General features: G+C 71.3%; 23 protein-coding genes. 8 read left to right on the forward strand and 15 right to left on the reverse strand.

Features of this window, described 5'->3' with window-relative positions; all coding sequences use genetic code 11:
- From ACWPQI_RS13620 to ACWPQI_RS13630, 3 genes are read left to right on the forward strand one after another with little or no spacing between them, the layout of a single operon-like run.
- On the forward strand, positions 1-1,125 hold the full coding sequence (locus tag ACWPQI_RS13620) for an esterase (protein ID WP_432794098.1): 1,125 nt from the start codon (positions 1-3) through the stop codon (positions 1,123-1,125).
- Positions 1,122-2,396, forward strand: a complete 1,275-nt coding sequence (locus tag ACWPQI_RS13625; protein ID WP_040272569.1) for a family 1 glycosylhydrolase — start codon at positions 1,122-1,124, stop codon at positions 2,394-2,396. Before ACWPQI_RS13620 ends, ACWPQI_RS13625 begins: the two co-directional genes overlap by 4 nt.
- 29 nt (positions 2,397-2,425) lie before the next feature.
- Positions 2,426-3,061 carry a LysE family transporter gene (locus ACWPQI_RS13630; RefSeq protein WP_040272571.1) on the forward strand — a complete coding sequence of 212 codons (636 nt, stop codon included), beginning with the start codon at positions 2,426-2,428 and terminating at the stop codon, positions 3,059-3,061.
- 7 nt (positions 3,062-3,068) lie between these two features.
- On the opposite strand, the gene ACWPQI_RS13635 is transcribed toward ACWPQI_RS13630, so the two are convergent.
- From ACWPQI_RS13635 to nadA, 5 genes are all read right to left on the reverse strand, one after another.
- Positions 3,069-3,365, reverse strand: a complete 297-nt coding sequence (locus ACWPQI_RS13635) for a DUF2470 domain-containing protein (protein ID WP_010595253.1) — start codon at positions 3,363-3,365, stop codon at positions 3,069-3,071.
- A gap of 10 nt (positions 3,366-3,375) precedes the next feature.
- A complete protein-coding gene (locus tag ACWPQI_RS13640) occupies positions 3,376-4,785 on the reverse strand; it encodes a WS/DGAT/MGAT family O-acyltransferase (protein ID WP_040272575.1) in 1,410 nt (469 codons plus the stop codon).
- 159 nt (positions 4,786-4,944) lie between these two features.
- Positions 4,945-5,814 carry a carboxylating nicotinate-nucleotide diphosphorylase gene (nadC, locus tag ACWPQI_RS13645; RefSeq protein WP_010595251.1) on the reverse strand — a complete coding sequence of 290 codons (870 nt, stop codon included), beginning with the start codon at positions 5,812-5,814 and terminating at the stop codon, positions 4,945-4,947.
- Positions 5,815-7,413, reverse strand: a complete 1,599-nt coding sequence (locus tag ACWPQI_RS13650; RefSeq protein WP_342661206.1) for an L-aspartate oxidase — start codon at positions 7,411-7,413, stop codon at positions 5,815-5,817.
- 2 nt (positions 7,414-7,415) lie between these two features.
- Positions 7,416-8,450, reverse strand: coding sequence for a quinolinate synthase NadA (nadA, locus tag ACWPQI_RS13655; RefSeq protein ID WP_010595249.1), 1,035 nt, complete (start codon positions 8,448-8,450; stop codon positions 7,416-7,418).
- 79 nt (positions 8,451-8,529) lie between these two features.
- On the opposite strand from nadA, the gene ACWPQI_RS13660 reads away from it, so the two are divergent.
- Positions 8,530-9,234 carry an NUDIX hydrolase gene (locus ACWPQI_RS13660; RefSeq protein WP_010595248.1) on the forward strand — a complete coding sequence of 235 codons (705 nt, stop codon included), beginning with the start codon at positions 8,530-8,532 and terminating at the stop codon, positions 9,232-9,234.
- A gap of 139 nt (positions 9,235-9,373) precedes the next feature.
- Here the strand turns inward: ACWPQI_RS13660 and ACWPQI_RS13665 are convergent, their stop codons facing one another.
- The gene (locus tag ACWPQI_RS13665) at positions 9,374-9,757 is read right to left on the reverse strand and encodes a winged helix-turn-helix transcriptional regulator (RefSeq protein ID WP_010595247.1); all 384 of its coding nucleotides are present in this window, start codon (positions 9,755-9,757) and stop codon (positions 9,374-9,376) included.
- Between the two features lie 82 nt (positions 9,758-9,839).
- Here ACWPQI_RS13665 and ACWPQI_RS13670 point away from each other — a divergent pair, with 82 nt between their 5' ends.
- A complete protein-coding gene (locus ACWPQI_RS13670) occupies positions 9,840-10,250 on the forward strand; it encodes a RidA family protein (RefSeq protein WP_017681416.1) in 411 nt (136 codons plus the stop codon).
- A 60-nt stretch (positions 10,251-10,310) separates the two neighbouring features.
- Here the strand turns inward: ACWPQI_RS13670 and bsaP are convergent, their stop codons facing one another.
- A complete protein-coding gene (bsaP, locus tag ACWPQI_RS13675; RefSeq protein ID WP_017681415.1) occupies positions 10,311-10,505 on the reverse strand; it encodes a biotin synthase auxiliary protein BsaP in 195 nt (64 codons plus the stop codon).
- 9 nt (positions 10,506-10,514) lie between these two features.
- Positions 10,515-11,528: a biotin synthase BioB gene (gene bioB, locus ACWPQI_RS13680; RefSeq protein WP_026137926.1), complete on the reverse strand. Its 1,014-nt coding sequence runs from the start codon at positions 11,526-11,528 to the stop codon at positions 10,515-10,517.
- Between the two features lie 127 nt (positions 11,529-11,655).
- Here bioB and ACWPQI_RS13685 point away from each other — a divergent pair, with 127 nt between their 5' ends.
- Positions 11,656-12,318 carry a TetR/AcrR family transcriptional regulator C-terminal domain-containing protein gene (locus ACWPQI_RS13685; RefSeq protein ID WP_010595244.1) on the forward strand — a complete coding sequence of 221 codons (663 nt, stop codon included), beginning with the start codon at positions 11,656-11,658 and terminating at the stop codon, positions 12,316-12,318.
- Positions 12,319-12,344: 26 nt separating this feature from the next.
- On the opposite strand, the gene ACWPQI_RS13690 is transcribed toward ACWPQI_RS13685, so the two are convergent.
- The 4 genes from ACWPQI_RS13690 to ACWPQI_RS13705 are packed head-to-tail and all read right to left on the reverse strand — an operon-like array spanning position 12,345 to position 16,164.
- A complete protein-coding gene (locus tag ACWPQI_RS13690; RefSeq protein ID WP_010595243.1) occupies positions 12,345-13,091 on the reverse strand; it encodes a succinate dehydrogenase/fumarate reductase iron-sulfur subunit in 747 nt (248 codons plus the stop codon).
- 2 nt (positions 13,092-13,093) lie between these two features.
- Positions 13,094-15,010, reverse strand: coding sequence for a fumarate reductase/succinate dehydrogenase flavoprotein subunit (locus ACWPQI_RS13695; protein ID WP_474738379.1), 1,917 nt, complete (start codon positions 15,008-15,010; stop codon positions 13,094-13,096).
- Positions 15,011-15,067: 57 nt separating this feature from the next.
- A complete protein-coding gene (locus tag ACWPQI_RS13700) occupies positions 15,068-15,883 on the reverse strand; it encodes a hypothetical protein (protein WP_010595241.1) in 816 nt (271 codons plus the stop codon).
- A complete protein-coding gene (locus ACWPQI_RS13705) occupies positions 15,880-16,164 on the reverse strand; it encodes a hypothetical protein (RefSeq protein WP_003935832.1) in 285 nt (94 codons plus the stop codon). The genes ACWPQI_RS13700 and ACWPQI_RS13705 overlap by 4 nt, the downstream gene beginning before the upstream one ends.
- 269 nt (positions 16,165-16,433) lie before the next feature.
- Between ACWPQI_RS13705 and ACWPQI_RS13710 the strand changes: the two genes are divergently transcribed.
- Positions 16,434-16,586 carry a hypothetical protein gene (locus ACWPQI_RS13710; protein WP_017681412.1) on the forward strand — a complete coding sequence of 51 codons (153 nt, stop codon included), beginning with the start codon at positions 16,434-16,436 and terminating at the stop codon, positions 16,584-16,586.
- A 35-nt stretch (positions 16,587-16,621) separates the two neighbouring features.
- Positions 16,622-17,050, forward strand: coding sequence for a hypothetical protein (locus ACWPQI_RS13715; protein WP_010595239.1), 429 nt, complete (start codon positions 16,622-16,624; stop codon positions 17,048-17,050).
- 88 nt (positions 17,051-17,138) lie between these two features.
- On the opposite strand, the gene ACWPQI_RS13720 is transcribed toward ACWPQI_RS13715, so the two are convergent.
- The 3 genes from ACWPQI_RS13720 to ACWPQI_RS13730 all read right to left on the reverse strand — a co-directional run bounded on the left by ACWPQI_RS13720 (position 17,139) and on the right by ACWPQI_RS13730 (position 18,476).
- Complete coding sequence (locus ACWPQI_RS13720) at positions 17,139-17,594, reverse strand: ATP-binding protein (RefSeq protein WP_051009393.1); 456 nt, start codon at positions 17,592-17,594, stop codon at positions 17,139-17,141.
- 103 nt (positions 17,595-17,697) lie between these two features.
- Positions 17,698-18,087, reverse strand: a complete 390-nt coding sequence (locus ACWPQI_RS13725) for an STAS domain-containing protein (protein ID WP_003935836.1) — start codon at positions 18,085-18,087, stop codon at positions 17,698-17,700.
- Positions 18,088-18,149: 62 nt separating this feature from the next.
- Positions 18,150-18,476, reverse strand: a complete 327-nt coding sequence (locus ACWPQI_RS13730; RefSeq protein WP_010595237.1) for a hypothetical protein — start codon at positions 18,474-18,476, stop codon at positions 18,150-18,152.
- Between the last annotated feature and the right edge of the window lie 60 nt (positions 18,477-18,536).

Genomic DNA, 18,536 nt, shown 5'->3' on the forward strand with positions numbered 1-18,536 from the left:
ATGGATGCCCTGCAGACCGTCGCGATCGCCGCCGCCCCGTTCCGTCTGGGGGCGGCGGCGATCGCCGGTTGGAGCAGCTACCTGGCCACCCTGACCCGGCGCGGCGCGCATCCACTCGACGTCGCGACCGACATCGCCGACTGGTGGCGGGCGCTCACCGACCGCGAACCGCCGCACTGGGCGCATCCGTGGCCCGTCGCACACTCCTGGCCGCTCGCCCGGCTGCGTGACTGCAGCGACCCCGACGCCCCGGAACCGGAAGCCGTACCCACCCTGCTGCTGCCGCCGCAGTCCGGGTCGCACTCGTGCATCGTCGATCTCTCCTCCGACCGCAGTCAGGTCCAGGCCCTGCGCGGCGGCGGGCTGACACGGCTGTACTGCCTGGACTGGGCACCCGCCGGTCCGGCCACCGACAGCGCCTCCCTCGACGACCATCTCGCCGTCCTCGCCGAGGCCGTCGACATGCTCGGCGGTCGGGTCAACCTGATCGGCGGCAGCCAGGGCGGCTGGCTCGCGGCGATGCACACCGCCCTGCACCCGCAGACCGTGCACAGCCTCACCGTCGCGGGGGCGCCGATCGACTTCCACGCCGACCGTCCCGCTGCCGTCGCCTTCGACCACCTGCCCCGCGCGGTGTCCACGTCCGTGCTGAACCTGTGGTACGACACCGGCCGGCTGTTCGGGGTGCTGCCCACCGACCCGGTGAGCGAGATCGAGCGCAGCCTCGAACTGCTGGGTCTGCTCGACGACCCCGAGACCCTCGCCCAGGCGATCGAGGAACGCCGGTGGTTCCTGTGGCGGCAGGAGATCCCTGCGGCGTTCCGGACGTGGATCCTCGAGCACCTGTTCATCGGCAACGGCCTCGTCGCCGGCGCCGTCACCACCGCTGCCGGCACGGTGGACCTGACCGCCGTCGAGTGCCCCGTGCACATCGTCCTCGGTCGACAGGACCTCGTGGTGCCACCGGGACAGGTCCTCGCCCTCGCCGACCAGGTGCGCACCCCCGCGGGTGACATCACGGTGCACGAGGTCGATGCCGGCCACCTCGGGTTGTTCGTCGGCCGGCGCGCCCTCGCGGACCTGTGGCCACGGCTCGCTGCCCGGATCGCCGCGCACTCCCGATGAGGATCTCCGCCACCGCAGTCCGGGCGGCCGCGGTCGCGGTGGCCTCGAGGGCCGCGGTGGCGGTGGTACTGGCCGTCGTCGTCGCAACCCCCGCCGCGGCGGGGCCGGCGCCGCCCGCCCACGCCCCGGCAGACGGGTTCCTGTGGGGCGTGTCGAGTTCGGGCTTCCAGTCCGAAGGCTCACCGCCGGACAGCAACTGGACCCGATACGCCGCGGCGGGCCGCACCCGCGAACCTGTCGGCACGTCGGTGGATTTCCGGCACCGCTACCGGGAGGACATCGCCGCCGCCGCAGGCCTCGGGGTGGACGTGTTCCGGTTCTCGGTCGAGTGGTCCCGCATCCAACCCACCCCACACGACTGGGACGAGACCGAACTGCGCTACTACGACGACGTGGTCGCGGCGGTGCGCGGGCACGGCATGATCCCGATGATCACCCTCGACCACTGGGTGTACCCCGGCTGGATCGCCGACCGCGGCGGCTGGCGCGATCCCGCCACGATCGAGGCGTGGCTCGCCAACGCCGAGCGGGTCGTCGCCCGGTACGCCGGGCAGGGGGTGATGTGGGTGACGATCAACGAACCGACCATCTACGTCCAGAAGGAACTCGCCTTCGGCGGGCTCACCGCCGGCGACGTCCCGCGCATGTTCGACGCCCTGGTCGTCGCGCACCGCGCCGTCTATGCCCGGATCCACGAACTGGATCCGGGGGCGCGCGTGACGTCGAACACCGCATACATACCCGGCGTCCAGACCGGACTCGACACGCTGTTCGTCGACCGGGTCCGCGACACCCTCGACTTCCTCGGCCTGGACTACTACTACGGCGCCACGGTGGACAACCCGAGCGCGATCCACGCGCTCACCGACGACTTCGCCTCGATCGTTCCGCATCCCGACGGGATGTACGAGGCGCTGATGCACTACACCCACCGTTACCCCGGGCTGCCGCTGTACGTGGTGGAGAACGGAATGCCCACCGCCGACGGGGCGCCCCGCGCCGACGGCTGGACCCGGGCGCGACACCTGCGTGAGCACGTCGACCGGGTGCGCCGAGCCGCGGCCGACGGCGCCCCCGTCTTCGGATACAACTACTGGTCGATCACCGACAACTACGAGTGGGGAAGCTACACACCACGTTTCGGCCTCTACACCGTCGACGTGCGCACCGATCCGGATCTGATGCGCCGCCCGACCGACGGGGTCGCCGCCTACCGGGCCGTCACCGGCGAGCCCTGGCCGGTGCCGGTGCCGGCACCGGTGCCGAGATGACCCGCCCGGCCCGGTCGTAGCATGGCGGGATGACCTGGCAGACCTGGGTGGCCCTGCTCGGCGCGTCCTGGATGATCAGCCTCTCCCCCGGCGCCGGCGCCATCGCATCGATGTCCTCGGGCCTCGCCCACGGGTTGCGGCGCGGCTGGTGGAACATCGTCGGACTGCAACTCGGCCTGCTGCTGCAGATCGTCGTGGTCGCCGCCGGCGTCGGCGCGATCCTCGCCGGATCCGCCGCCGCCTTCACGGTGATCAAGTGGTTCGGCGTCGCCTACCTCGTCTATCTGGGAGTGCGCCAGTGGCGCACGCGGCCCACCGAGGTCACCCCCGACGCGGCGCCGGGTCTCGGCTCGGCACCGGTCCTGGTGGCCCGCGGCTTCCTGATCAACGCGAGCAACCCGAAGGCTGTGGTGTTCATGCTGGCCGTACTGCCGCAGTTCCTCGATCCCGGGGCTCCGCTGCTGCAGCAGTACCTGATCATCGCGGCGACCATGGTGACCGTCGACATGATCGTCATGACCGGATACACGGGTCTGGCGGCACGGGTGCTGACGCTGATGCGCTCGCCACACCAGCAGCGCCTCACCGGCCGGGTGTTCTCCGGGCTGTTCTTCGCTGCCGCCGCGTTCCTCGCCACCGTGCGCCGCACGGCCACCGCGGCCTAGCGTCCGGTCAGTGCTGTCGCGGCGGCACGCCGAGCCGCTCGCACGCGGCGTGATACAGGGCGACGACCGCGGTACGGATCCCCGCCCGGTCGGCGACGGGTTCGAGCCACGGCACCCGCACCGTCGTCTCGGTGCCGCCCACCTCGGCGACCCACTCGCCGAACTCGGTGTGCACGCCGGTCATGCGCGCGACGTCTGCCGTGGGTTCGGCGAACGCACGGACCACCAGCAGGTTGTCGTCGGCGTGGTCGTCGTTCATGTGCCGGGTCACGGCCGCGACGACGGCGGGCTCGAAGGAAGTCACGCCGGCGAGCCTAGCCCGACCGATCGTGGCCGGCGGCCGGCACCCCGAAGGCGCGTTCGAGTGCGGTGAGTTCGTCGTCGAGGTGCCCGAGGAGACGATCGAGCCGCGGGACGCTGCGGCTGCACGAGGTCAGACCGAAGGCGATCCGGTCGTCGGTGCTGGTGCAGGTGATGTTGAGGGCCTGCCCGTCGACCGGCACCGACAGCGGGTACAGGGCGTCGACGCGGGCACCGTTCCAGTACAGCGGCTCGGTCGGGCCGGGCACGTTGGAGACGATCACGTTGAACGGCGGGCGGACCACGGCCCGGTTGCCGGTGAGCACCCCCACCGCAAGCGGTGCCATGCCCAGGGCACTCACGGTGAGCAGCGCCGTCTGGGAGCGGCCCCGCAGGGACTGCTTGCCGTCGACCATCGCGTCCCTGACGGCGAGCAGGCGCGCCGCCGAGTCGTCGAGGTGGGTCGCCAGCGGGCACATCAGGACGCCGACGTCGTTGCCGCCCTCGGTGGTCTTCTCCCGCCGCAGCGAGACCGGCACCATCGCGACGAGCGAATCGTCGGGCAGGGCCTCGTGTTCGAGCAGATAGGCGCGCAGTGCTCCCGCGGACATCGCGAGAACGACATCGTTGACGGTGGCGCGGGCCGCCTCGGCGACGCGCCGCAGCCGCACCAGCGACCAGTCGTGCGCGGCGAAGCGGCGGCCACCGGCGATGGAGACGTTGAACATCGTGCGCGGCGCCGCGAGCGACATCGCGCCACCTCGGCCCCGCAGGGCCCGGTCCACGGTCCCGACCACGGCGGGCACCATCCCGACGGTCTCGCCGATCACGCCGCGCACGGCGCGCACCGTCACGCCCGGCAGGTCGAGCGCGGTCCCCACCGCGGAGTGCACCGGGTCCGGGGACGGGAAGGGCGACCAGGGCGCCGGCATGTCGGTGCGGTCCGGGTCGGCGCTCAGGGCCCGGTGCAGCAGCCGCATGGCACCGACCCCGTCGGCGAGGGCGTGGTGGATCTTCGTGTAGATCGCGTACCGGCCGTCGGCGAGACCCTCGATCAGGTGCATCTCCCACAGCGGCCGGCTGCGGTCGAGCAGGGTGCTGTGCAGCCGGGACACCAGCGCGCGCAGTTCGGCGTTCCCGCCGGGCTGCGGCAGCGCGTCGCGCCGGACGTGGTACTCGAGATCGAAGTGCGGATCGTCCTCCCACGCCCACATCCCGAAGGTGGTGAGCGAGCGGACGGCTCGTCGGCGCCACAGGGACGCCACGTCGTCACGGGCGAGGGCCGCGTCGAACAAGGTGCGCAGGGTACGGGCGTCGCCGCCCGGCGGCGGCTGCAGCAGGATCAGTCCCCCGACATGCATGGGATGTTCGCGCGACTCGCCGAGCAGGAACATCGAGTCGGTCGGTGCCATCGGCAGACGCATGCGAACTCTCTCCGCTCCCCCGCCGGGGAACTCGTTCGTGGTGGGCCCCCTGTGACCCGCCGGACGCGCGCCGCCGCCGTGAGGTGCCTCACGGCGGCGGATACGTAGCCAGTTGTACGCGATCGGCGCGGCCGGCGCCACGCGCGGCTCGGCGTGGCGTCACATGTCGAGACCGAGGTCGAGGACGCTCACCGAATGGGTCAACGCGCCGACGGCGAGGTAGTCGACGCCGGTGCGGGCGTAGTCCGCGGCCACGTCGAGGGTCAGGCCCCCGGAGGACTCGAGGCGAGTCCGCGGCGCGTGGGTGTTACGCCGCTGCACCGCGATCTGCGTCTGCCACAACGGAAAGTTGTCGAGCAGGATCAGCTCGACGTTCTCGGCGAGCACCTCGTCGAACTGCTCGAGGCTGTCGACCTCCACCTCGCACTCGAGGCCGGGGGCCTGGGCCCGCACGGCCCGCAGCGCCGCGACGACCGAACCGGCGGCGACGACGTGGTTGTCCTTGATCAGCGCGGCGTCGCCGAGACCCATCCGGTGGTTGACCCCACCACCGACCCGCACCGCGTACTTCTGCAGCGCGCGCAGGCCGGGCAGGGTCTTGCGGCTGTCGCGGATCTTCGCGTCGGTGCCGGCGACGGCGTCCACCCACCGAGCGGTGGCCGTGGCGATGCCGGACAGGTGACACATCAGGTTCAGCATGGTGCGCTCGGCGGTGAGCAGGCCCCGGGTGGGTGCCTGCACCGTCAGGACGGTCTCCCCCGCCTCGGCGCGGTGCCCGTCGACGGCACGGTCGAGCACCTCGTAGGTGCCGGCGCCGAGGACCTCGTCGAGCACCAGCAGACCGATGTCGATCCCGGCGACGGTGCCGGGGCTGCGCGGCACCACCGATGCCGTGGCCACGGCATCGGCGGGCACCGTGGCGTCGGTGGTCACATCCGGGCCGTAGCGCAGGTCCTCGTCGAGGGCGACGCGCACCAGCGCGAGCGTCTCGTCCCGATCGAGTCCGGCGGGCAGCTCGGTACTGGCCATTCAGTGCGCTCCTGTGAGTTGTGGTGTGTGCAGCGTGATCTCGCCGTCCGCATCGAGCCGCGTCTCGAGGCTGCGACGCTGGGCGGGGTCGGTGCCGGGATGGTCCGAACGGGTGTGGCATCCGCGGCTCTCGGTCCGGGCGCCGGCCGCGAGGGTCAGGGCCCGGGCCGCGACGGTGAGCGCGGCGTCCTCGAGTGCCGGCGCGTCGGCGCACCGGTCGGTCGGGGCGGCAGCGAGGTTCGCCCCGGCGACGGCGAGTCCGGCCGCATCGCGGACGACGGAGGCGTGCCGGGTCATCAGCTGCTGCAACGCCGCCCGGGGCGCGCGGGGCCGCGCCGGCAGGTCGGCGTCGGCGGTCTCGACGCGCAGTCCCCCGCGCTCCTCGGCCGCTGCCACGCCGGCGCGTTCGCCGACGACGAGGCCCTCGAGCAGGCTGTTGGAGGCGAGCCGGTTGCCCCCGTGCAGGCCGGTGCGGGCGACCTCCCCCGCCGCGTACAGCCCCGGAACGCCGGTGCGGCCGTACACGTCGGTGACGACCCCACCGCACGAGTAGTGCGCGGCCGGGGCGACGGGGATCAGGTCCCGAGCCGGGTCCAGGCCCACCTGCGCGAGGGAGGCCGTGACGGTCGGGAACCGCCGCGCGAATCCCTCCAGGTGCCGCGCATCGAGCAGGACGTGGTCGTCGCCGAGTTCGGCGAGCCGGGTGGCGATGGCACGGGAGACGACGTCGCGCGGTGCGAGGTCGCCGAGGGGATGCGCTCCGGCGGTGACCGAGCGGCCGGCGCTGTCCACGAGGCGTGCGCCCTCGCCGCGCACGGCCTCGCTGACGAGTGGGCGGCGGCCGACGGATCCGGCCGCGAACAGCACGGTCGGGTGGAACTGCACGAACTCGAGGTCGGCGACGGCGGCGCCGGCGTCCAGCGCCAGCGCGATCCCGTCGGCGGTGGCGCCGGCCGGGTTGGTGCTGCACGCGTACAGCTGCCCGAGACCGCCGGTGGCCAGCAGCACGGCCGGGGCGTGGACGACACCGAGGCCCCGGCCGTCGAGGACGAGCAGCCCGGTGACTCCACCGTCGTCGGTGAGGACGCGGGCGGCGGTGGCCCCGAAGAGCACCGGCAGGCCGGCGGCGCCCAGGGCACGCTGGATCTCGGCGCCGGTGGCGTCGCCGCCGGCGTGGATGATGCGCCGGGTGCTGTGCCCGCCCTCGCGGGTGCGGGCGATGCCGCCGTCGCGGCCGCGGTCGAACACGGCGCCGAGGTCGGTGAGCGCGGCGACGGCATCCTGGCCGCCGGAGACGATGGACCGCACGGCCGCCTCGTCGCACAGACCGGCACCGGCGGCGCACGTGTCGGCGACGTGGGCGTCCACGGAATCCGCCGGGCCCGGGGCGACGACGGCGATGCCGCCCTGCGCGTACTGGGTGGCGGTGTCGGTGGGGCCGCCCTTGCTGACGGTCAGTACCCGCAGTCCGCGCCGGGACGCGGCGCGGGCGGCGGTGAGGCCGGCCACGCCGCCCCCGACCACCACGAGGTCGGCGCGGGCCTCCCAGCGGATCGTGTCCTGCCGCTCCGCTCGGGCCGCGCCGACACCGGAGGACATGATCACTCCCCGCCGCCGGGGTTGCCGATGGCGATCATCCGCTGCACCGACTGCCGCGCCCGCTCGGCGACGGCCGGGTCGACGTGGACCTCGTCCTTGCCCTCCTGCAGGCAGCGCAGCAACGCGGCCGGGGTGATCATCTTCATGTAGGGGCAGGACGCGCGGTCGTTGACGGCCTGGAAGTCGACTCCGGGTGCGGCCTTGCGCAGCTGGTGCAGCATGCCCACCTCGGTGGCGACGAGAACCTGCTTCGCGCCGGTGGCGCGGGCCGCGTCGAGCATGCCGCCGGTCGACAGGATCTTGACCTTGTCGTCGGCGACGAAGCCCTCGCCCGCGAGGTACAGCGCGGACGTCGCGCAGCCGCACTCGGGGTGGACGAACAGCTCGGCGTCGGGGTGCGCCTTGGACTTGGCGGCGAGTTCGTCGCCGTTGATCCCGGCGTGCACGTGGCACTCGCCCGCCCAGATGTGCATGTTCTGCCGGCCGGTCACGCGCTTGACGTGGGCGCCGAGGAATTGATCGGGCAGGAAGAGCACCTCGCGGTCGGGGTCGATGGAGGCGACGACGTCGACCGCGTTCGAGGAGGTGCAGCAGATGTCGGTCAGGCCCTTGACCTCGGCGGTGGTGTTGACGTACGACACGACGACCGCGTCGGGATGATCGGCCTTCCATTCGCGCAACTGCTCGGCGGTGATCGAGTCCGCGAGCGAGCAGCCGGCCCGCTCGTCGGGGATGAGGACCGTCTTGGTGGGACTGAGGATCTTCGCGGTCTCGGCCATGAAGTGCACGCCGCAGAAGACGATGGTGTCCTCCTCGGCCTCGGCGGCGATGCGCGAGAGGGCGAGGGAGTCGCCGACGTGGTCGGCAACGTCCTGGATGGCGGGCAGCTGGTAGTTGTGCGCCAGCAACGTGGCGTTGCGCTCACGCGCCAGTCGCCGGACCTCCTCGGCCCATTCCGGGGTCGCCTCGACGCCCGTGTAACCGGCGGGTCCGTCCTGGATCGGGGTCTGTGCGCCCGCCCACGTCGTAGTGGTCATGGCCTGCTCCTTCGCCGTGCACCGGGCGGGCTGTGCCCGGATTTCCGTATTCGGTGGTTTTCGACTTAGGATCGAAAACATGACACATGGTAGCACCCTTCACGAAGTGCTCATCGTCGTGTTCCAGGTCCGCCGATTCCCGGACACCCACGGGGGCACGAAGACCGAGCTCGGAGTGCTGCTGTGGCAGCGTGCCCTCGACCCGCAGGCGGGCACCTGGTCGCTGCCCGGAGGCCGCCTCCGCGACGACGAGGACCTCACCACCTCCGCGCGCCGCCAGCTGGCCGAGAAGGTCGACGTGCGCGAGGTGGCGCACCTCGAGCAGCTCTCGGTGTTCTCCGATCCGCACCGCGTGCCGGGACCGCGCACGATCGCCTCGACGTACCTCGGGCTGGTGCCGATCACCTCCGATCCCCGGCTACCCGGGGACACCGCCTGGCATCCCGTCTCGGACCTGCCGGCGATGTCCTTCGACCACGGGATCATGGTCGAGAACGCGCGCACCCGCCTGGCCGCCAAGCTGTCGTACACCAACATCGCCTTCGGGCTGGCCCCGGCCGAGTTCGCCATGTCCACGTTGCGCGAGATCTACTGCGCGGCACTCGGATACCAGGTGGACGCCACGAACCTGCAGCGCGTGCTCAAGCGGCGCGACGTCCTGACCCCCACCGGCACCACCGCGCCGTCCGGCCGGGCCGGCGGCCGGCCTCCCGCGCTGTTCCGCTTCACCGAGTCGCGCCTGCGCGTCACCGACGAGTTCGCCGCCCTGCGCCCGCCGGGTTGACCGGTGCCGGCGCCCGGGTGGACCCGGCGGGGCGGGGGTCAGCACCCGGGGGCGATCCGCCCTGGCCCGCCGCACGGCGTCCCGGATCGCACCCGGAGTTCGCGCGCACCCCGATTCCGCGAGCCCCGGACGCGGCGCCTCAGGCGAGGTCCGACTCCGCATCGAAGCGCGCGCGGGCGGCGTCGATTTCGGGCAGGTGCGCGTCGGCCCACGCGAGGAGGACGTCGACCGGCGGGCGGAGCGTCTTACCGAGCGGGGTCATCCGGTATTCGACCGCGACCGGGCGGGAACTGAGGAGCGTGCGCTCGACGATGCCGTTGCGTTCGAGTCGACGCAGGGTCGCGGTCAGCGACTTCTGCGTCACGGCGGGGATCGCGCGCCGCAGCTCGTTGAACCGGCTCGGACGCTCGCACAGCTCGTTGCACACCGCCAACGACCACTTGTCGAGGATCTGATCGAGCAGCTCACGATGCGGTGCGGTGACCGTGAGTGCACCGAGGGCGTCCGAGGTGGTATCGCGCACGACACCTAGTCTCGTTGAAGTGACCTTCGGAGACCAAGTATCACTGTGATACCTGTTCGGATCGATGAGCGAGGAGCACCCCATGACCGTTCGATACCTGACCCCCGAAGGCATGACCCAGCCCACCCCGTACCACCACGTCGCCGTCGGCACGGGCACCCGCCATGTCCACGTCGCCGGCCAGATCGCCCGGCTCGCGGACGGCACCCCCGTCTCACCCGGCGATCTGGCGGGACAGGTCGCCCAGGCGTTGCGGAACACCGCAACCGGACTGGCCGGTGCGGGGGCGGGGTTCGGCGACGTCCTGCGGCTGACCTTCTACGTCACGAACTGGGCACCGGAGAAGATCACCGACTTCATGGCGGGCCTCGAACAGGTCGCCGAGGAGATCGGGCTGCCCGTGCCGGTGCCGCCGGCCTCCCTCGTCGGCGTGGACTACCTGTTCGAGCCGGATGTGCTCGTCGAAGTCGAAGCGACCGCCATCCTCGACTGAGCCGGGTCCGGCCGCCGGCGGACGCGCTGCGACCGTGCCCGCCGGCGGCCGGCCCCCGTCTCAGCGACGTTCGGTCAGGCTCGAATCGAGCATCCCGTGCCGTGAGCACCGGGCCCACCAGCCGTCGGGGGCGATCTGCACGATCATCCGCCGTCCGCACTGCTCGCAGAACCGGGGCGGTTCGAGACCGAGCCGGGCCGCGGCCGGGACCGGGGCGTCCTCGTCCACGGGCCGGCCGGTGAACGGATTGAACACACCGGCCTCCTAGAAGGTCTCGCCGAGCGCCTTGATCGGCATCTTCAGCTCGCCGAGCAGGTCGAGGTCGGACTCGGCGGGCCGGCCGAGGGTGGTGAGGTAGTTGCCGACGATGACGGCGTTGATGCCGCCGAGGATGCCCTGCTTGGCGCCGAGGTCGCCGAGGGTGATCTCGCGGCCGCCGGCGAAGCGCAGGATGGTGCGCGGCAGCGCGAGCCGGAAGGCGGCAACGGCCTTGAGCGCCTCCGCCGCCGGCAGGACCTCGAGGTCCCCGAACGGGGTGCCCGGGCGCGGGTTGAGGAAGTTCAGGGGCACCTCGTCGGGTTCGAGGGCGGCCAGGTCGGCGGCGAATTCGGCGCGCTGCTCGAGCGTCTCCCCCATGCCCAGGATGCCGCCGCAGCACACCTCCATCCCGGCCTCACGGACCATCCGCAGCGTCTCCCACCGCTCCTCCCAGGTGTGGGTGGTGACGACCTGGGGGAAGAACGAGCGGGCGGTCTCGAGGTTGTGGTTGTAGCGGTGCACTCCCATCGCGGCGAGCTGGTCGACCTGCTCCCGGGTGAGCATGCCGAGCGAACACGCCACCTGGATGTCGACCTCGTTGCGGATCGCTTCGACACCGGCGGCGACCTGAGCCATCAGACGCGCGTCGGGCCCTCGGACGGCGGCGACGATGCAGAACTCGGTCGCGCCGGTCTTGGCCGTCTGCTTGGCGGCCTCGACGAGGCTGGGGATGTCGAGCCACGCCGAACGGACCGGGGAGGCGAACAGTCCCGACTGGGAGCAGAAGTGGCAGTCCTCGGGGCAGCCGCCGGTCTTGAGGCTGATGATGCCCTCCACCTCGACCTCGGGGCCGCACCAGGTCATGCGGACCTCGTGGGCCAGGCCGAGCAGGTCCTCGAGCCGGTCGTCGGGCAGCCGCAGCACCTCGAGCACCTGCTCACGGTCGAGTCCCTCGCCACGCCCCAGGACCTGTTCGCGGGCGAGGGCGAGGATGTCGGCACGGGCGGGGGCCTGGGTCACGGGAGTCTCCTGGAGGATGCGGGTCGCGGCACACTTGAACACCGTTCACTTGAACGACGTTCAGGCTAGGGTGACGGTGGTCTACTGTCAACGCGACGGATGCTCGGGAACCAGACGGGAGCGAACGGTGCAGTTGCGACGCGGCGACGTCCTCGACGGCGCGATGGCGATCCTCGACGAGTACGGGCTCGGCGACCTGACGATGCGGAAGCTCGCCACCTCGCTCGGCGTCCAGCCCGGGGCCCTGTACTGGCACTTCCCGAACAAGCAGACCCTGCTCGGGGCGATGGCCGACCGCATCCTCGACGGCGTCGCGGCCCCGCCCACCGCGTCCACGTGGGACGGCGCCCTCAGCGAACTCGCGCATCGCTTCCGCGCCGCACTGCTCGCGCACCGAGACGGCGCGGAACTCGTCGCCGCGACCTACGCGTCGCGCCTGACCACTGCGCGGGTGCGCGAGGCATTCGTCGCGGCGGGGCTCCGGGCCCGGTTGTCCCGGGCGCACGCCGAGCTCGCCGGATACGCGCTGCTGCACTACGTCCTCGGCCACACCGTCGACGAACAGTCCCGCCTGCAACTCGCCGAACTCGGGGCGCTGACCCGCAAGCCCGTCTCCCCCGACGTCGCCACCGAGACCGCGGCCGGTTCGGACGACGACCTGCTCGACGGGGATCCGGCCGTGCGCTTCGATTTCGGCCTGACCCTGTTCGTCGACGGCATCCGCACCCGGTTGCACGCGGGCGGCGCCGAGGCGCCCGGACCGAATGTCACACCGGTGCGGTTCAACTGAACGCATGTGACATTCGGCCGGACCGGTCAGCGCCGGAACAGCTTGTTTCCGAGCCAGACGATCGGGTCGTAGCGACGGTCGACGACGCGTTCCTTCATCGGGATCAGCGCGTTGTCCGTGATGTGGATGTTCTCCGGGCACACCTCGGTGCAGCACTTGGTGATGTTGCACAGCCCCAGTCCGTGCTCTTCCTGGGCGGCGGTGCGCCGGTCGGCCACGTCGAGCGGATGCATCTCGAGTTCGGCGATCCGCATCAGGTACCGGGGTCCGGCGAACGCCTCCTTGTTCTCCTCGTGGTCGCGCACCACGTGGCAGACGTTCTGGCACAGGAAGCACTCGATGCACTTGCGGAACTCCTGCGACCGCTGCACGTCGATCTGCCGCATCCGGTACTCCCCCGGCGCCAGGTCGGGTGGGGGCGCGAACGCCGGGATCTCCCGGGCCTTGGCGTAGTTGAAGGACACATCGGTGACCAGGTCCCGGATCACCGGGAAGGTGCGCAGCGGGGTCACGGTGACCACCTCGTCCTCCGCGAAGACCGACATCCGGGTCATACACAGCAGCCGCGGACGGCCGTTGACCTCCGCCGAGCAGGACCCGCACTTGCCCGCCTTGCAGTTCCATCGCACCGCCAGGTCGGGAGCCTGGGTGGCCTGCAGCCGGTGGACGATGTCGAGAACGACCTCCCCCTCGTTCACCTCGACGGTGTAGTCGCGCAGTTCGCCGCCCCCGTCGTCGCCGCGCCAGATCCTGAATGCCGCTCGGTAGCCCATGGCTACGGCCTCCGTCCCGGATGTTCCGCGAGTTCGTCGTCGGTGTAGTACTTGGCGAGTTCCTCGACATCGAACAGCGCCAACAGGTCCGGACGCATGGGCACCTGACGTTCGGGCGCGACGGTGACATCCGGGATCGAGCCGTCGCCGTCGTCCGTGCGACACACCAGCAGCGTCCGGCGCCAGTTCGGATCCATCGACGGGTGGTCGTCGCGGGTATGCCCGCCCCGGCTCTCGGTGCGCAGCAACGCCGCCCGGGCCACGCACTCGCTCACGAGCAGCATGTTGCGCAGATCCAGGGCGAGGTGCCAGCCGGGATTGAACTGCCGGTGCCCCTCCACGGCGACGTTGCGGATCCGTGCCCGCAACGCAGCGAGATCGTCGAGGGCGCGGGCGATCTCGTCCGCGCGCCGGATGATGCCCACCAGGTCCTGCATGCACTGCTGCAACCCGGTGTGCAGGGTGTACGGGTTCTCCGCCGTCGCGGGCTCGGCGGGATCGAAGGGCGCCAGCGCCGTACGCGCCGCCGCGACGAGGTCCGCGTCCGCGAGGCGTGGACGGTGCCCGAGGCCCTGCACGTAGTCGGCGGCGCCGAGACCGGCGCGCCGGCCGAACACCAGCAGGTCCGACAGGGAGTTGCCGCCGAGCCGGTTCGACCCGTGCATCCCGCCCGAGCACTCGCCGGCGGCGAACAGGCCGGGCACGGACGCGGCCCCGGTCTCGGGATCGACCTCGATCCCGCCCATCACGTAGTGGCAGGTGGGGCCGACCTCCATCGCCTCGGCGGTGATATCGACGTCGGCGAGTTCCTTGAACTGGTGGTGCATCGACGGCAGCCGCCGGACGATCTCCTCGGCGGGCATGCGTGAGGCGATGTCGAGGAACACCCCGCCGTGCGGGGTGCCACGACCGGCCTTGACCTCGGAATTGATGGCGCGGGCCACCTCGTCGCGCGGCAGCAGGTCCGGGGTGCGGCGATTGTTCTCCTGGTCGGTGTACCAGCGGTCGGCCTCCTCCTCCGTCTCGGCGTACTGACCTTTGAACACCGGCGGAATGTAGGAGAACATGAACCGTTCGTTCTCGGAGTTCTTCAGCACCCCACCGTCACCGCGTACCCCCTCGGTGACGAGGATGCCCTTGACGCTGGGCGGCCACACCATCCCGGTGGGGTGGAACTGGACGAACTCCATGTTGATCAGAGCGGCCCCGGCCCGCAGCGCGAGCGCATGACCGTCGCCGGTGTACTCCCACGAATTCGACGTGACCTTCCAGGACTTGCCGATCCCGCCGGTGGCGAGGACGACGGCGGGGGCCTCGAACAGCACGAACCGGCCGGACTCGCGCCAGTACCCGAACGCACCGGCGATGCGGCCCTCGTCGTCCTTCAGCAGTTCGGTGACGGTGCACTCGGCGAACACCCGCACCCGCGCGTCGTAGTCGCCGGTGGCGGCGTAGTCCTCCTGCTGGAGCGACACGATCTTCTGCTGCATCGTGCGGATCAGCTCGAGCCCGGTACGGTCGCCGACGTGCGCGAGCCGGGGGTAGGTGTGACCGCCGAAGTTGCGCTGGCTGATCCGGCCGTCGGGGGTGCGGTCGAACAACGCACCGTAGGTCTCGAGTTCCCACACCCGGTCGGGGGCCTCGCGCGCATGCAACTCGGCCATGCGCCAGTTGTTGAGGAACTTCCCTCCGCGCATGGTGTCCTGGAAGTGCACCTGCCACGAGTCGTGCGGGTTGGCGTTGCCCATCGCGGCGGCGCACCCGCCTTCCGCCATGACGGTGTGCGCCTTGCCGAACAGCGACTTGCACACGACTGCGACCCGCAGTCCGCGCTGACGCGCCTCGATGACGGCACGCAGCCCCGCCCCGCCCGCGCCGATGACCACCACGTCGTAGCTGTGCCGTTCGACGTCCGCCATCCAGTCCTCCTCTGCTGCCGAACCGCCCGCGGCAGGCGCCCGGGCCGGCGTCGTGGCTCAGCCGACGAACCGCAGGTCCGAAACCGTGCCGCTCGCCACGAGCATGATGTAGAAATCCGTGATCATCAGGGTGCCCAGCGTGGTCCACGCCAGCTGCATGTGCCGGGTGTTGAGCCTGGAAACGAACGTCCAGACCCGGTAGCGCAGCGGGTGTTTCGAGAAGTGTTTGAGCCGGCCGCCGGTGACGTGCCGGCACGAGTGGCACGAGACGGTGTATGCCCACAGCAGCACGACGTTCACCACCAGGACGATGTTGCCGAGCCCGAACCCGAACCCGCCCCCGGCACCGTGGAACGCGAGGATCGCGTCGTAGGTGTTGATCGCCGAGATGACGAGCGCGACGTAGAAGAAGTAGCGGTGCGAGTTCTGGATCAGCAGCGGCAACCGCGTCTCCCCCGTGTACCGGGCGTGCGGCTCGGCGACGGCGCAGGCCGGCGGCGCCAGCCAGATCGAGCGGTAGTAGGCCTTGCGGTAGTAGTAGCACGTCAGCCGGAACCCGAGCAGGAACGGCAGCGACAGGAACGCCAGGGGGATCCACATGGGCAGTTCACCCACCCACGTGCCGAAGTGCCGGGCACCGGGCACGCACGACGCGCTGACGCACGGGGAGTAGAACGGCGTGAGGTAGTGGTACTCCTCCACCCAGTACGCGGTGCGCACGAACGACCGGATCGTCGCGTAGACGACGAAGACGGCCAGTCCGAGTGTGGTGAGCAGGGGCGGCTGCCACCACCGGTCGGTGCGTAGCGTGCGCGCCGCGATCCGGGCCCGCGTCGCGGAGCGCACGCCGGTGCCTGCCGCGGGCGCGCTCACCGCGAGCCGTGCAGGCCGCCGAGCCCCTCGTCGTCGCAGTCGACGCCGCGGAAGATCTCGTCGTACGGGGTGTCGGGGATCGGGATCCGCTCGCCGACCGGCCGGGACGCCTCCCGCGGCGGGGAGGCCGCCAGGTCCTGCGCGTCGATGTCGAGCCGGTCCACGTCGTTGACCAGACGACGTACGGCGGCGGCGTCGCCGTACCGCGACCGGAGCGAGGTCAGGCAGTGCCGCAGGTGACCGATGGTGCGGTGCAGTTCCTGCATTTCGGTGGTGGACATTCGTACCTCCGAGAGGTCGGTCGGCACGTCGACACCTGCCGACTCTGTGTGACAGCTATCACAGTACGACATTCGCGCGGCCTCGCAGGCGAATCCGGGTATCGACGCGCACGGGCCGTGACCGAACGGGATGCCGAGCCGGATCCGGACAGAACGGACCAGGAAATGTGAAATCTCTGCTACAGGTTTCGAAAACCTGTGCTCCGGGAAGACTTGGATGCCACTGTGAAAGCAGCACGCGCTGAAGAGAGTTAGGACAGAGAAACGTCATGCAGACCACCTTGTTCGCCTCCGCCGCCTCCCGCCGCGCCTCGGCCACTGCCGGCTCGGCCATGAGCACCGAGGAGATCAAGCGCCGTATCGAGGCGATGTTCGCCGAACCACGCACCGACGAGCAGTCGGCGGGCACCGGGCGCGCATGAGGTCGAGGACGTCGATGCGGAAAGCAGGGGATCAGATGACTTCAGGATCGATCGAGGGGGGATCGGCCGGCGAACTGCTGATCGTCGGCGACTGCTCCCGGGTGCTCGACGGCGCCCGTGGGGCCGAGTTGCGGACGTGGGCACGTGAGCACGGATTCGGACTCACCGATACCTTCGCCGGAGGCCGGGTGGTGTGCGCGATCGTCGCCGAGGAGGTGCTCGACGGCGCGTGCTCCGCGGCCGAGGCGATGACGATGCAGTCCGTGCGCGCCGCAGGCGTTCCGTGCGTCTGCGTGCACGACGCCCCCGCACGGATCCTCGAGGCACTCGCCGAGCACGACCTGCCGGTCGGTGCGGGGACCTCGCCGGCCCGGGACGTCCCGGTCCCCCTCGGGACCGTATGCACCTCGGTGTTCGCCTCGGGCGGCGACGCCGCCCTTCGCCGACACCCGCAGCCTGCCTGACTTCTCCCGGAGTGCATTCCGGCCCCGGCGCGCGAAGCGCCGGGGCCGGAATCCGTTCGTGGGCAGCGTGCCGCCCGGGCGACTCGCGTCAGCCGGTGGCCGCCGAGGTCTTCCCCGGCAACTGCCAGCGCATCGCCACCTGTGTGCCGTCGGGGTTGACGGCCAGGTCGGTATCCGAGGCCAGATTCCGGATCAGCGCCAGGCCGTGCCCCCGGGAGCTATCGGCCGCCGGCGTGGCCGAACCCCGCCAGTGCCCGTGGTCGGTGACGACGACCTCCACACACCGGTCCTGCGGCGAGTACTTCGCTTCGAGGTCGACCGTGCCGTCACCGTCATCCGCGGTGTACGCGTGCTCGACGGCGTTCGCGAGCGCCTCGTAGCTGGCCAGCAGCACGTCCTGGCCGCCGACCTCGGCGAGCCGCAAGCCGCTGAGCCAGCGGTCGAGCGCCTGCCGCAGCATCGTCACCTGCGAGGCCTCGGCCCGTACGCCGCGGAAGTACAGTCCCGTCGTCAGAAAGGCCGGTGCTACGCCTCGCGCCTGCATCCTCGTTCCCTCGTCGTCGACGGGTCCCCGCCGGATTTCCACCCCGGACACACCGGTCCGGTCGAGCCGGCGCGACCCGACCGACTCGTGCCTCCGCGGCGGTTCATGCCTCCGTGCCGGCCTTGTCGGCCTGCAGAGCGGCCAGCGCCTCGTCCAGGCGGCTGTGGATCGGGAACACCTCGTCCAGGCCGAGCAGCGACAGCGGCCGGGCGGTGGCCGAACCCTGCGCGACGACGGCGTAGGGGGTCGTGCCGGCGGTCTTCTTCGACAGGTCGACCAGCACGGCGATGCCGACCGACGCGAGGAAGTTGACTGCACCGAGGTCCACGATCAGGCCCCGGCACTTGTCGTTGCCGAGGGTGGCGACAGCTTCCTCCTCGAGCTGCGGGGCGCTGACCAGATCCACGTCACCGGCCACCGACAGCACCGCGATGTCGCCGCTCCACGCCTGGGAAACGGCCATGATCGGCTGTTCGGAAGTCGCTTCGTTCATCTGTCCATCATGCAAGACACTGTCCTCCTGTGCGATAGCGGGTCCGATCCCGGGGGTCGGAGTCAACGGGGTATACCTGCGGTGAGCAGGGCGATGTCGTCCTGCGCCCGTGCAAGAATCGATTCCGAAAGTTCGGCGACGAGGCGGGCGTCGGCCACCGGGCGGTCGGAGAGGATCGGTGCGGCGCACGAGCCGGGAGCGCGGCGGATCTGCCGCGCCCCGCCCAGCCCGTGGGCGGCCTCGAGCCGGATGCGGTCGGCGTCGACGATCGGCACCGGCGCCCCGAACCAGGACGCGGCGATCCGGCCGAACGGGCCGTCGAGAATGTGGGAGTGCGAGACCGCCCGCCTGCGGGCCGTCTCGCACTGCTGGTGATCGAGCACCCTCATCGCTTGCGCTGTCTCCTACACCGACTTCCGGTCTGCCTCGGTCGGGGATACGCAGCGGTC

The sequence above is a fragment of the Rhodococcus sp. LMD genome, assembly GCF_056108245.1.

Excerpts from the sequence above, each read along its gene's own strand:
- ACWPQI_RS13620 (WP_432794098.1), top strand. The coding sequence starts at position 1 with ATGGATGCCCTGCAGACCGTCGCGATCGCCGCCGCCCCGTTCCGTCTG.
- ACWPQI_RS13625 (WP_040272569.1), top strand. The coding sequence starts at position 1,122 with ATGAGGATCTCCGCCACCGCAGTCCGGGCGGCCGCGGTCGCGGTGGCC.
- ACWPQI_RS13630 (WP_040272571.1), top strand. The coding sequence starts at position 2,426 with ATGACCTGGCAGACCTGGGTGGCCCTGCTCGGCGCGTCCTGGATGATC.
- ACWPQI_RS13640 (WP_040272575.1), bottom strand. The coding sequence starts at position 4,785 with ATGCGTCTGCCGATGGCACCGACCGACTCGATGTTCCTGCTCGGCGAG.
- nadC (WP_010595251.1), bottom strand. The coding sequence starts at position 5,814 with ATGGCCAGTACCGAGCTGCCCGCCGGACTCGATCGGGACGAGACGCTC.
- ACWPQI_RS13650 (WP_342661206.1), bottom strand. The coding sequence starts at position 7,413 with ATGTCCTCCGGTGTCGGCGCGGCCCGAGCGGAGCGGCAGGACACGATC.
- nadA (WP_010595249.1), bottom strand. The coding sequence starts at position 8,450 with ATGACCACTACGACGTGGGCGGGCGCACAGACCCCGATCCAGGACGGA.
- ACWPQI_RS13660 (WP_010595248.1), top strand. The coding sequence starts at position 8,530 with ATGACACATGGTAGCACCCTTCACGAAGTGCTCATCGTCGTGTTCCAG.
- ACWPQI_RS13670 (WP_017681416.1), top strand. The coding sequence starts at position 9,840 with ATGACCGTTCGATACCTGACCCCCGAAGGCATGACCCAGCCCACCCCG.
- ACWPQI_RS13690 (WP_010595243.1), bottom strand. The coding sequence starts at position 13,091 with ATGGGCTACCGAGCGGCATTCAGGATCTGGCGCGGCGACGACGGGGGC.
- ACWPQI_RS13695 (WP_474738379.1), bottom strand. The coding sequence starts at position 15,010 with ATGGCGGACGTCGAACGGCACAGCTACGACGTGGTGGTCATCGGCGCG.
- ACWPQI_RS13705 (WP_003935832.1), bottom strand. The coding sequence starts at position 16,164 with ATGTCCACCACCGAAATGCAGGAACTGCACCGCACCATCGGTCACCTG.
- ACWPQI_RS13710 (WP_017681412.1), top strand. The coding sequence starts at position 16,434 with ATGCAGACCACCTTGTTCGCCTCCGCCGCCTCCCGCCGCGCCTCGGCC.
- ACWPQI_RS13715 (WP_010595239.1), top strand. The coding sequence starts at position 16,622 with ATGACTTCAGGATCGATCGAGGGGGGATCGGCCGGCGAACTGCTGATC.
- ACWPQI_RS13720 (WP_051009393.1), bottom strand. The coding sequence starts at position 17,594 with ATGCAGGCGCGAGGCGTAGCACCGGCCTTTCTGACGACGGGACTGTAC.
- ACWPQI_RS13725 (WP_003935836.1), bottom strand. The coding sequence starts at position 18,087 with ATGAACGAAGCGACTTCCGAACAGCCGATCATGGCCGTTTCCCAGGCG.
- ACWPQI_RS13730 (WP_010595237.1), bottom strand. The coding sequence starts at position 18,476 with ATGAGGGTGCTCGATCACCAGCAGTGCGAGACGGCCCGCAGGCGGGCG.